Here is a 12,149-nt window from a genome sequence, read left to right as displayed (position 1 = left end):
GACTATCAATCAATATATTGACTAGAAGTCAAAGTCTCCGTAGGCTCGGTCGCACGCAACGATCACCAGGAAAGGTCGTTCAATGAGCACGACGCAGGACGCGCAGAGTCGGAAGCCGCCACGGTTGGCTCCTGACTACATTGCGCACTGGGTGGTCAAGTCCACCCGCACCGAGCAGATGGTGCGGTGGTACGGAGTGGTTTTCGGTGCCGAGATCGCGTACCAGGACGATGGGATCACGTTTCTGACCTGGGACGACGAGTCTCATCGTCTCGCCATCATCGCCGTCCCCAAGCCCTTGAGGTTCATGTTTCCGCTGGCCAAGTTCCGGCGTAAGGCATACGGGATCGACCACATCGCTCTGACGTTCGTCTCGCTGGAGCGACTGCTGGAGAACTATGTGCGACTCAAGCGTGAGGGCATCTTCCCCGTGTGGTCGATCAACCACGGGCCCACGATCTCGCTCTACTACGAAGATCCCGATGGAATCCGCCTCGAGTTTCAGGTCGAGAACTTCGATCCCGAGAACACTGCCGCATTCTTCTTCACCGAGGAGTTCGCGAAAAACCCGATCGGCGTCAACATCGACCCCGACTACCTGCTCAGCCGGCTCCGCAACGGCGCAACCCATGAGGAACTGCGCCGACGCGAGGCCGGAACCCGACCGGGGCGCTCTGTGATTGCGAACAAGAAGACCATTACTCCGAAAACTCTGTAGGGGGATCGTAAGTCATGCCTGTCAACATCATTCGAACGATCGACAGCTGGTGGCGTCTCGACGGTGACCTCGCAGTTCGGATCGACACCGCCGCGCACACCACCCGCGAGCTACTGGCCGACCGGGAAGCCATCGATGCTGCGTCGGGTACAGGGACGCACCTCGCCGAGCTCGAGCTGGTCTCGCCCATCACTACCCCGTGCCGTGTGGTGGCGCAGCTGCTCAACTATCGGTCGCACGCGATCGATGCCGGTTCGGATCCGAAGACTCTCCAGCCCACCTTCTTTCGCAAGTCCTCGGCCTCGATCAGCGGCCCGAACGATCCCATTCGTCAGCCACCTGAGGTCGCTCTTCTGGATTATGAGATCGAACTGGGCGTCGTCGTCGGTGCGGATATCCCGATCGGAACGACGGTCACCGACGACAATCTGTCGGCGTACGTCGCGGGCTTCGTCGTCGCGAACGACGTCTCGGCACGAGAGATTCAGCTGACCAAAGTTCAGGTGTACGAAAGCAAGTCGTATCCCACCTTCACCCCGCTCGGGCCGCGCCTGGTACTCCTGGACAACGACGAACTGCGTCGGCTGCCGGAGTTGCACATGACGCTGGCGGTGAACGGAGAGACCCGCCAGGATCAGACCATCGGCAACGACCTCATCACCCCACCAGCGGATGCACTCACCAGGTTGGCCCGATTCCAGAACATGACTGCAGGCGACGTACTGCTCACCGGAACCCCGATCGGAACCGCCATCTCCGCACCATCGAAGGTCATACAGAAGATCGGTGAACTGATCCCGCCTGATCTGAAATGGAAGTTCTTCTTCGCACGACAAGCGAAGAATCCGAAGTACCTTTCCGTCGACGACGTCGTGACCGCCACCATTCGAACCGCAGACGGTTCGATCGACCTGGGTACACAGGAGACCGTAGTCCGATGACCGCCTCGATCGTCATCGTCGGCGCCGGGCCCGCCGGTACCACGGCCGCACTTCTACTGGCACGCAGAGGTATTCGAAGCATCCTGGTGGAGCGCCGCAGCAGCCCACTGTTCCATCCCGCCGCGCACGTGATCAACGCCCGCACGCTCGAGATATGGAACGAATACAGTCCCGAACTGGCGAAGTCGATCGCAGCGATGTCGCCACCGCACGAGACCGTCAACCTGATCAGCTGGTACGGCGGCCTGTCCGACGAGACCATCGGCTCGATCGACCTGCTTTCCGATCCCGAGCGCAAAGCCGCCGTCGAGAGCCAGAGCCCTTTCATGGTCTCGCACATCGGGCAACACATTCTGATGCCCGCGCTGTGGGACGCTGTCGAAGCCGAGCCACTGATCGAGTTCAGGCGCGGTGTGAGCGTGCACTCCGTCGAAGGCTCCTCAGATGCTGCCCGCGTCACCCTGGCTGGAGATCCTTCGGAGTTGCAGGCCCAGTACGTGCTCGCCTGCGACGGCGCGAACAGTGCGATACGCGACGCGGCCGGAATCGAGCTGTCCGGACCGGTGCTGGCAAACATGGGCAGTGCGTTCTTCACGTCCACGACGCTGTTTCCCGAGGACGCCCGCCCGCTGCTCAGCTGGATCTACACCCCGGATCTGTGTGGCGTGCTGATTGCACACGCCGATCACCGCTACATCCTGATGACGGCGTACCTGCACCCAGACCAGGAGATCGCTGTGAACAGCCGCGGCTTCTGGCGCGAGATGTTGCCGAAGGTGCTGGGCGACCACGAATTCGACCTGGAGTCGACGGGCACATGGATAATGACCTCGCAGACCGCCGACAGGTTCCGGCGTGATCGACTCCTCCTCCTGGGGGATGCGGCACATCGCTTTCCCCACACCGGCGGGTTCGGTCTCAATTCGGGCGTCCAGGACGCACACAATGTGGTGTGGAAGCTCGACGCCGTCCTCTCCGGTGCTGCCTCGCCGTCACTGCTGGACACCCACGACACCGAGCGCCGCCCGGTGGTGGAGAAGTTCGCCGAACAGAGCGTGACGAACCACTTTCGGATGGACGCCATCGGCAAGAAAGTGGGTATCACCAACGCGATGTTGGCGCGCGCCACCGCGGCCATGGGTCGGCCACCCCTGGCCAAGATCCCCGGTCGAATCATTGCGCCACTCGCCGCCGCGGCAACGCGTGGACAGATGAGACGCTCACGAAGACTGAATCCGGACGTCCCCGGCGCGGGCCAGCTGCGGCAACAGATCGCCGACGCGATTCCGCTCCAGGTGGAGCACTTCGTGTCCACCGGCTTGCAGTTCGGTTACCTGTACACCAGCCCGCTGATCGCCGGTGACTCCACTGCGAAGCCCACCGAGGACGTGGTCGACTACGTGCCCACGACGTATCCGGGTGCCCGGTTGCCACATGCGGTGTTCTCGGTCGACGGAACACTGGTTTCGGCTCATGACGCTCTCGACCCGAATTTGCTGTCGCTGTTCACCTTCGACCGCGATTCGTGGTCGCCGGTGGTGGAGGAGCTCGCAGACCTCGGACCCGGGGTGTCGCTCGTTGCCGTCGATGCGCCCGCTGGAGTCGATCGTGACGCTCTGATCGCACTGTACGAGGTCGGTGACGTCGGTGCCGTGCTCGTCCGTCCCGACGGCCATGTGGCTTGGCGCACAGCGACGTCGGCAGAGCAGGCTCGGCAGTCACTTGCCGATTTCCTCGGCCGACAATGGGGTGCCTACTTCATGGGCCGCGTCTGAGCATCAACTGCACACCATGTCCGCGAACAGGTCCAGGGCGTCGTCGACTCGGTCTTGATCCGAGGTCACCGCAAGGTCGAGTTGCAGGCCTCGGATCTGGGCGAGAACCGAGGTGGCCAGTGTGCGGGCCCGGGCGGGGGAGTGGCCGTCGGCGCGGAATCGTTCCGTGAGGGGCGAGAGAAAGTCGTCCACGAGCATGGTGGCCGATCTGCCCAGGGGGTCACTCCCGCCTCCGCGAGCGGCGATGATGGCGAACAGTAGTGAGAACTGACGCCGCTCGGCGGGTTCACACAGCAGCTGCCACAGCCGCCGCAACTCGTCGGCGATCGAACCGTTCGACGGACCATCAGCGGAATGCGCCTCGATGCGCGCCAGTAGGTCGCGCCGGATCTTGTCGAGGACGTCCACCAGCAGCAGATCCTTCGACTCGAAATGACGCAACAACGTGGCGTGTGTGACGCCGACTGCCTCTGCCGCCTGCCGCAGTGACCAGTCGAGAGTGCCTTTTTCCAAGACGAATTCGGTGATTCTCGCGAGCAGCTCGGGCCGGCGATGCTGATGTCGCAGCGTTCGCCCGTCCGATCCCGTGCTCGTAGTGTTCATGCCGGGATGGTAGTCGTGAGTCACACAGTTTTCGAGATCTGCGGGCGACGGTCGAACCAGGGGCGCGCTTGTTCGAGCTGGGCGGCCAGCTGCAGCAGCAGGGCCTCGTCGCCGAGTTGGCCGGTGAACTGCGCTCCCATCGGAAGGCCGTCCGGTGTCCAATGCATCGGAACAGTCAGCGCCGGACGTCCCGTCAGATTCGCCAGCTGCGTGTACGGAACCCAGCGCAGGTTCTTGTCGATCATCTGCTCGACGAGGGGGGGTGTCGCAGGAAGCCGGCGGTGCGCGTCTTGAGCAGCAGCGACCCCGCCCGACGCTGAAGCATCGGAGTGTCCAATTCTCCGATGCGCGGCGGCAGATCCGCCAGCGTCGGCGTCAGGAGTAGATCGTACGTTTCGAAGTACGTCGACAGTCGCCGCGTGTGGTCGTGGCGACGCGCAACCGCGTCGACGTAGTCCACGCTCGGTGTGGCCCGTCCTATGGCGGCAATGATCCTGGTGTCGAATTCGAAACTGTCTTCGCTGCAACCTGTTCGACGCTTCGCCTCGTCCAACTCCCAGGCCAGGACGACGAACCACGTCAACAGGAAGTCGCGGGCAAGCGCCTCGTCGTCGAACGGCGGGGTGTCGAGGATGTCGACGTGGTGACCGAGGTCCTCGAGTGTTTTCGCCGTTGTCTCGACGGCTGCGACCGACTCCGGATGAGGATTGGGGTTGATCGACGATTTCACGCACAGGCCGATGCGGAGGCCGCGCGGCGCGTCGTTCAGCCGGGAGAGGAACGATTCGCCTGGGATGGCAGGCTGGAACGGGCCGCTGGTTTCGCCGCCCTCGAGTACGTCGAGCATGGCTGCGGTATCGCGTACCGACCGTGAGACGACGCCCTGAACTGCTGCGCCGTGCATCATTTCGCCGAGAGCCGGACCCATCGGCAGGAGGCCGCGACTCGGCTTGAGGCCGACGAGACCGCAGCACGCTGCGGGTATGCGGATGGATCCGCCGCCGTCGTTGGCCCCCGCCACCGGAACGATCCCGGCTGCGACTGCCGCGGCGGATCCTCCGGATGATCCGCCCGGAGTACGACTGAGATCCCAAGGGTTGTGCGCCGGACCGAACAGTTCGGGCTCGGTGATCCCCTTCGCCCCGAACTCCGGCGTATTGGTCTTCCCGAAGATGACGAGGCCGGCGTCCAGCCATCGCTGTACGACGGTCGAATGCTCGGTCACCGGGGTGCTGGCAAGCGAGGCGGAACCGCTGCTCGACGGAAGTCCGGCGACATCCTGAGCGAGATCCTTGACGAGAAACGGCACCCCGGCGAAAGGCCCTGTCAGCTCGTGGTTCACGCGTTCGCGTGCCTGCGTCTGCATCGGTCGTACGATAGCGTTGAGTGCCGGATTGACGGCCTCGGCCTGGCCGGTGGCGGCGTCGAGCAACTCGGTGGGCGTTACCTGACCGGTCTGCACGAGTTCGGCGAGACCGAGTGCATCGAAACGCTGGTATTCATCGAGGCGCATGCTGATGCAGCGTATCCGCGCGCGGAGATATGTCAACCACTTGGTTTGGATATATCGGTCTTCTCTCGCAACTACGAGTAGGCGGCCGTACCGACACGTTCGAGACCGGCGACGCGCGCGGCGATGTTCTCGCTGAGGTCGCGGACTTCTGCGGCGAGCGCGCCGCGAGACTTGGTATCCGATTCGTGCACGAAGGTGGTCGATCCGACCGTCGCACCGCAGTATTCGACGATTCCGCGTTCGATCTGTGTCCGGAAAGCCTCGTAGACACCATGGCGTTCGAAGCTCTCTGCGTCGTCACCTGCCACCGGGATCAGGTGGACGGTGAGTCGGTCCAGTTTCTTCTCGAATGCGCTTCCCGAGGTGAATTCGTAGGCCCAGCCGGCAACGAAGACGCGGTCGATCCAGCCTTTGAGCAGTGCGGGCATCGACCACCAGTACATCGGGAACACGAGAATCAGGTGGTCTGCGCGATCGATTCGTTCCTGCTCGGCCAGTGCATCTGCGGGTGCATCGGCCTTGCCTTTGAAGAGGGCCAGATCGGCCTCGGTGAATCGCGGATTGAAGTTCTCGGCAGCGAGGTCGGCGATTTCGACGATGCCGCCTGCTGCGTGGATCGCATCGGAAGTGGCTCGGGCAACGTGGTGGGTCAAGGAGTTGGGGTCGGGGTGGGACACTACGACGAGGCTGGTCATGGAAGGTCCTTCTGTTGGCCAACGGGTATATACCAAGAGTAGGTTACTTTTAGTACATAGCGCAAGGAGGTGTCCGATGGTTCGGACGAGACTGTCCCGCGCCGACAGATACGAGCAACTGATCGACGTGTCCTGGGGTCTGGTGCGACAAGAGGGCGCGGATGCTCTGACGCTGGGTCGGCTTGCCGAACGTGCCGGTGTCGCGAAGCCGGTTGTGTACAGCCACTTCGCCTCACGCGCAGACCTGCTGGCCTCGCTTTTTCGGGAGTTCGACGATCGCCAAACGGCAATGCTCGAGGAGTACCTCGAAGCCTCGGAGGAGTCCTTGGTCGGGCGAGCGAATGCCATCGCAAACTCGTACGTGGGGTGTTCATTGGCTCAGGGGCGTGAACTCACGGGGGTGCTGGCTGCGCTGGAAGGTTCGCCGGAGCTCGAGCAAGTCAAACGTGAGTCCGAGCAGGCCTACTCCGACCGATGTCGGACGATCCTCGCGCCTGTCTGCAGTGCAGACCGGTTGACGCAGCCATCGATGACGGCAATTTTCGGTGCTGCGGAGGCGCTTTCGCAGGCGGCGGTATCGGGAGCGCTCTCGGCCGACCAAGCGAAGGATGAACTCGCGACGCTGATCGTTGCGGTCATCGGCAAGACCTGAAGCTGCGAGTTTGCCGCTCAGCCGCAGCGCAGTCGGATATCGTCGGCTGGGCTGCGAAAATGTGTGCCGACTGACGAACTACGACTCGACGGACAACCTATGACGGCATTTCGAACACAGATCCTGCGCGCCCGTGAGTCGTTCTGGTTCCTGCCCGCGCTGCTGGGGATCGCCGCGCTCATGCTGGCCCAGTCGTTGATCTATCTCGACCGCTTCATCGACGACAAGCAGCTCGGCGGGTGGGGCTTTCTGCTGTACCGAGTCGGTGCGAGCGGCAGTCGCGACATTCTCGGCGCCATCGGCGGATCGATGCTGGCGGTGGCGGCGACTTCGTTCTCGATCACGATTGCGGTGTTGGCCACGGCGAGCTCGACATACGGTCCGCGACTGGTTCGGAACTTCATGTCCGACAGAGGCAATCAGTTCGTCCTGGGCATCTTCGGGGCCACTTTCCTGTACAGCTTGATGGTTCTGCGCTCCATTCGTTCCGAATCGGGCGATGGGGTGAATTTCGTCCCCGACATCGCGGTCAACGTGGCCGTACTCCTCGCTGTCATCGACGTGGCGGTTCTCGTCTACTTCATCCATCACATCGCCGACTCCATCCAGGTTTCGACGCTGTCGGCGCGGGTGCGCGGAGAGCTCATGGCGGTCATCGATGCCATGTACCCGAAGGACTCGCCCGACGACGCCACCGAGACGCGTGCGTTGCCCGGTACCGCCGTCGATGTGGACTCCGAGGCTTCGGGCTTCGTCGTCAGAATCGACGAACAGGCGTTGGTCGTGGCCGCGTGCAAAGCGGACAGTGTCGTCGAACTGCGTGTTCGTGCCGGAAGTCATGTGATCGAAGGAGAATGCATAGCCGCAGTCAGCGGCAATACCGGCGACGAGATCGCGAAAGAAATTCGCGGCGCCGTGGTTCTGGGCAATACCCGCACACCGACGCAGGATATCGAGTTCGCGGTTCAGCAGCTCACCGAGATGGCAGTGCGGGCGATGTCGCCGAGCACCAACGACCCGTACACAGCCCGCAACGCACTCGCCGAACTTGCCGTCGGCCTGGTGCCGCTGAGCACCCGTCCTAGGCCTCTGCTCGGCCGCAACGATGGCGAAGGGAACTATCGGTTGGCGATCTCGCGTGCGAGCGTCTCGGAACTGATCGACCAAGTCTTCGACGCAATTCGTCAGTACGGGCTCGGCAACCCGCTGGCCGTGATCGCCGCGGTAGAACTGGGCGAGCGGATCGGCCTGGCGACCGTTCACCAGGAGGTTCGCGGAGCCGTGGTGAAGCAGCTGGCGGCTCTGCGCAACGCGTACGGGTCGGCAGAGGTGGACTCGGTCGATGCGGACAAATGCCGGCTGCGCATCGACGCGGCTACCTCGGCGATCACCGCGAAAGCCTGATCCGGCACGTGTGTTCCGTGCAGTCAGTCCTGAAGGTCTGGACGGGCAACCCTGCCGCACAGCATCATTGAGCGAAAATTTCTGCCCGGAAACTATTGGCACTCTATGGGGGAGAGTGCTAATTTAGGACTCGCACAGTGAAGAGCGATCCGCCACAGGGGCGGGTGCATCGGTTGCAGGAGGTGGTTGCTGTGCTTCGCTTCGATCCGTTCCGTGACCTCGATTCGCTCACCGCGAACATGCTCGGTGCGTCGTCAGGTTCGGACCGTGCCCCACGGTTCATGCCGATGGATCTCTACAAGGTCGATGATCACTATGTTCTCAGTGCCGATCTGCCGGGAGTCGACCCGGGTTCGATCGATGTCGACGTCGATCGCGGGACGCTGACCATCACCGCGCATCGCACGGCCCCGGGTAGCGAAGGGGTGCAATGGCTCTCGTCCGAGCGGTTCGCGGGAACCTACCGGCGTCAGCTTTCTCTCGGGGAAGGAGTCGACCCCGACCGCATCTCGGCCTCCTACGACAACGGCGTCCTGTCGGTCACCATCCCACTTGCTGAGCGTGCGAAGCCGCGCCGAGTCGATATCGCCCGCGCCGATGACAAGGGAACCCGGTCCATCGAGGCGCAGTCCACCTGATCTGCTTCCGTCCCTACGTTTGCGCGCCCTCCTGAGCGGGCACCCTCCTCGGTAGAGGGATCTGAAGAGGCGGAGGCGAGTAGATGGAAGCAGTGGTATGGACCGAAACAGCCGAGCGGCAAGCTTGGTGGAACTCGGTACTGGGAATCGACGCGCAGGCCACGGACGCCAGCGCAGCCTGAGATGCACTACAACATGAAAATACCTGCACGGATGTTCCTTATCCGTGCAGGTATTTCGTGTGCCTAGATGACGCCCTGCGCGATCATCGCGTCGGCGACAGTGATGAAGCCGGAGATGTTCGCGCCGTGCACGTAGTCGCCGGGCATCCCGAACTCCTCGGGCCGTCTCGACGGCGCGGCTGTGGATCCTGCTCATGATCGCTGCGAGTCGCTCGTCGGTGTACTGGAAGGCCCAGGAATCGCGGGATGCGTTCTGCTGCATCTCGAGTGCCGATGTCGCCACACCGCCGGCGTTGGCCGCCTTGCCCGGCGCGAAAGCGACGCCGGCCTCTCGCAGCACCTTGATTGCCGCCGGAGTCGTCGGCATGTTCGCGCCCTCGGCCACCACGTTGACGCCGTTCTTCACCAGTGCAGTGGCGGCCTTGTCGTCGAGTTCGTTCTCGGTCGCCGACGGCAAGGCAACGTCGCAGGGGACGTCCCAGATCGACCCGTCGGCGGTGAAGCTTGCGTGGGAGTGGGCATCGACGTACTCACTGACACGGCCACGCTGCACCTGCTTGATGTCCTCGAGGACCTCGAGATCGATGCCCTTGGAGTCGACGATGTAGCCGGACGAGTCGGAGCAGGCGACGACGAGTCCGCCGAGTTGCTGGATCTTTTCGATTGCGTAGATCGCGACATTGCCCGAGCCGGATACGACCACCCGGGTGCCGTCGAGCGATCGATTGTGGGTCTGCAGCATGTCGTTGACGAAGTACGCCGCACCGTACCCGGTCGCTTCGCGCCGCACCTGTGAGCCACCCCATCCGGTGCCCTTGCCGGTGAGCACCCCGGACTCGTAGCGGTTGGTCAGTCGCTTGTACTGGCCGAAGAGAAAACCGATCTCACGCCCACCGACGCCGATATCGCCTGCCGGCACGTCTGTGTGTTCCCCGATGTGGCTGTGCAGTTCGGTCATGAACGACTGGCAGAAACGCATCACCTCGGCCTCGGAGCGTCCCTTCGGGTCGAAGTCGGAGCCGCCTTTGCCGCCGCCGATCGGCAGACCCGTCAGCGCATTCTTGAAGATCTGCTCGAATCCGAGGAACTTCACGATGCCCAGGTTGACGGTGGGATGAAACCGCAAGCCGCCCTTGTAAGGGCCGAGGACGCTGTTGTACTGCACCCGGAATCCGCGGTTGACGTGTACGGCGCCGCGGTCGTCGGTCCACGGCACCCGAAAGATGATCTGACGCTCGGGCTCGCACAGGCGCTCGATGAGTCCGGCCTCGGCGTAGTGGGGATGGCGATCGAGCACGACGTGCAGCGAATCGAACACCTCGGCGGCCGCTTGATGGAACTCGGGTTCACCGGCATTCCGTGTGCGGACTGTGCTGCAGTCAGTCCTCGGTGAGCTCGGGGGCCAGCTCACGCGTCGCCATTCCGCCGTCCTTGCCGGTGTCGGTGGGGCCGGGATGACCGGCCTTCGGCTCGTCATGGTCGTGGCTGTTGTCGTTCTTGTCCTGCTCATTTGTCGTCATCGGGGGCGGATAACCGTTCGCCCCCGATTTCAACCCGGCTGCGATGTTGGCTTGCGAATGAAGAAGGAGGCTGCGACCGCGATGAGCGAGACGACGCCACCGCATAGGAACGCAGTGTGGATTCCGTCCTGGTTCGCAGCGACGTCCCCGACTCCCGAGGCGATCCGTGAGGTGGCCGTCGTCGACATGACGGTGACGAACAGGGCCGTGCCCGCCGCACCGGCCAGCTGCTGAATGGTGCTGAAGATTGCGCTGCCGTGGGAGTAGTACTGCGGCGGCAGCGACCCGAGGGACGAGGTCATCAGCGGCGTCATGATCGTCGCGAGCCCGATCATGAGGATGCAGTGGATGGCGACGACCATCGGGAGCGCGGAATCGGCGTCGAGCAGCGTCATCAGCCACAGCGCGAGGCTGACGACGATCGAGCCGGGGATGACGAGAGGTCGCGGTCCGACGCGGTCGAACACCCGGCCGACGAACGGCGCGAGCACGCCCATTGCCAGCCCGCCGGGAAGCAGCAGCAGACCGGTCGTCAGAGTGTCGAGGCCGCGGATGTTCTGGAGGTAGAGCGGCAGCAGGATAAGTGCCCCGAACAGGGCCATCATGGAAATCGTGAGCATGCCGAGTCCGATGCTGAACGTCGGCGTCGAGAACGGGCGCAGGTTCAGCAGGGCGCGGTCGGAGTCTTGGCGCGCGATCTGCCTTTGCACGAACACAGCGAGCGCGACGGCGCCCACGACGAGCGGGATCCACACCGGAACCGAGGAGCCCTCCGCCGAATGCCCGATGCTACTCAGGCCGTAGACGAGACCGCCGAAGGCGAGGGCCGAGAGCACGACCGACGCGGCGTCGAACGAGGGCTTGCTGGTGGGTGTCACGTTCTTGACCAAGCGGAATCCGACGGCGAACGCGACCAGCGCGATCGGTAGAACCAGCCAGAACATCCAGCGCCAGTCCAGTGCCTGCAGGATGATGCCGGAGATCGTGGGGCCTATCGCGGGTGCGACGGCGATGACGATGGAGATCACGCCCATCATGCGGCCGCGGCGGTGGGCTGGCACCAGATTGAGCACGGTGTTCATCAGCAGCGGCAGCATCAGGGCGGTGCCGCTGGCTTGGACGATGCGTCCGGTCAGGAGCAGTTCGAACCCCGGTGCGGTCGCGGCGAACAACGTTCCCACCGTGAAGAGCGACATCGATGCCACGAACACCTGGCGCAGCGTGAACCGCTGGAACAGGAAGCCGGTGGTGGGGATGACGACGGCCATGGTGAGCATGAATCCGGTGGTCAACCACTGTGCGGTGGTCGCGGTGATGGAGAGGTCGGTCATCAGGCGCGGTAGCGCGACGCTCATGATCGTCTCGTTGAGGATCATCACGAAGGAGGACACCACGAGGATGCCGATGAGCAGGCCGGCGCCGGGTGGTAGCTCCGAGGTGCCGGACTGGCTCTTCGATGAGTCGATCGCGTCTGTCTGCATGTCTGTCGATGATCCTTCTGGGAACTG

10 protein-coding genes and 2 pseudogenes are annotated in these 12,149 nt (G+C 63.4%); 6 read left to right on the top strand and 6 right to left on the bottom strand.

Annotation, left to right across the window (positions count from 1 at the left end):
• The first annotated feature begins 82 nt into the window (after positions 1 to 82).
• Genes KVY23_RS19815 through KVY23_RS19805 form a run of 3 tightly spaced genes read left to right on the top strand, consistent with a single transcriptional unit; the run spans position 83 to position 3,434 of the window.
• On the top strand, positions 83 to 718 hold the full coding sequence (locus KVY23_RS19815; protein WP_075840988.1) for a VOC family protein: 636 nt from the start codon (positions 83 to 85) through the stop codon (positions 716 to 718).
• Between the two features lie 14 nt (positions 719 to 732).
• Complete coding sequence (locus tag KVY23_RS19810) at positions 733 to 1,659, top strand: fumarylacetoacetate hydrolase family protein (protein ID WP_206508436.1); 927 nt, start codon at positions 733 to 735, stop codon at positions 1,657 to 1,659.
• Entirely contained in the window at positions 1,656 to 3,434 is a 1,779-nt protein-coding gene (locus tag KVY23_RS19805) for an FAD-dependent monooxygenase (protein WP_230557933.1), read from the top strand. The genes KVY23_RS19810 and KVY23_RS19805 overlap by 4 nt, the downstream gene beginning before the upstream one ends.
• A 3-nt stretch (positions 3,435 to 3,437) precedes the next feature.
• On the opposite strand, the gene KVY23_RS19800 is transcribed toward KVY23_RS19805, so the two are convergent.
• The 3 genes and pseudogenes from KVY23_RS19800 to KVY23_RS19790 all read right to left on the bottom strand — a co-directional run bounded on the left by KVY23_RS19800 (position 3,438) and on the right by KVY23_RS19790 (position 6,245).
• Entirely contained in the window at positions 3,438 to 4,037 is a 600-nt protein-coding gene (locus KVY23_RS19800; protein ID WP_075841089.1) for a TetR/AcrR family transcriptional regulator, read from the bottom strand.
• Positions 4,038 to 4,057: 20 nt separating this feature from the next.
• Positions 4,058 to 5,550 (bottom strand): annotated as a pseudogene (locus KVY23_RS19795) (amidase).
• 71 nt (positions 5,551 to 5,621) lie between these two features.
• Entirely contained in the window at positions 5,622 to 6,245 is a 624-nt protein-coding gene (locus tag KVY23_RS19790; RefSeq protein WP_075840991.1) for an NAD(P)H-dependent oxidoreductase, read from the bottom strand.
• Between the two features lie 76 nt (positions 6,246 to 6,321).
• Between KVY23_RS19790 and KVY23_RS19785 the strand changes: the two genes are divergently transcribed.
• From KVY23_RS19785 to KVY23_RS19775, 3 genes are all read left to right on the top strand, one after another.
• Positions 6,322 to 6,897 (top strand): TetR/AcrR family transcriptional regulator, encoded by a 576-nt coding sequence (locus KVY23_RS19785; RefSeq protein WP_075840992.1) that lies wholly within the window; start codon positions 6,322 to 6,324, stop codon positions 6,895 to 6,897.
• A gap of 99 nt (positions 6,898 to 6,996) precedes the next feature.
• Entirely contained in the window at positions 6,997 to 8,301 is a 1,305-nt protein-coding gene (locus KVY23_RS19780; RefSeq protein ID WP_075840993.1) for a DUF2254 domain-containing protein, read from the top strand.
• A 191-nt stretch (positions 8,302 to 8,492) separates the two neighbouring features.
• Positions 8,493 to 8,939: an Hsp20/alpha crystallin family protein gene (locus KVY23_RS19775; RefSeq protein ID WP_075841090.1), complete on the top strand. Its 447-nt coding sequence runs from the start codon at positions 8,493 to 8,495 to the stop codon at positions 8,937 to 8,939.
• 245 nt (positions 8,940 to 9,184) lie between these two features.
• Here the strand turns inward: KVY23_RS19775 and gdhA are convergent.
• The 3 genes and pseudogenes from gdhA to KVY23_RS19760 form a co-directional block, all read right to left on the bottom strand.
• Positions 9,185 to 10,532: pseudogene (gene gdhA, locus KVY23_RS19770) on the bottom strand (NADP-specific glutamate dehydrogenase).
• Positions 10,501 to 10,641 carry a hypothetical protein gene (locus tag KVY23_RS19765; RefSeq protein ID WP_230557932.1) on the bottom strand — a complete coding sequence of 47 codons (141 nt, stop codon included), beginning with the start codon at positions 10,639 to 10,641 and terminating at the stop codon, positions 10,501 to 10,503. Before KVY23_RS19765 ends, gdhA begins: the two are co-directional and overlap by 32 nt.
• Positions 10,642 to 10,670: 29 nt before the next feature.
• Positions 10,671 to 12,122 carry an MDR family MFS transporter gene (locus tag KVY23_RS19760; protein WP_230557931.1) on the bottom strand — a complete coding sequence of 484 codons (1,452 nt, stop codon included), beginning with the start codon at positions 12,120 to 12,122 and terminating at the stop codon, positions 10,671 to 10,673.
• Between the last annotated feature and the right edge of the window lie 27 nt (positions 12,123 to 12,149).

The organism is Rhodococcus sp. I2R (assembly GCF_020889545.1).
Lineage (GTDB): Bacteria > Actinomycetota > Actinomycetes > Mycobacteriales > Mycobacteriaceae > Rhodococcoides.
This window is presented reverse-complemented; position numbering and strand designations above follow the sequence as displayed.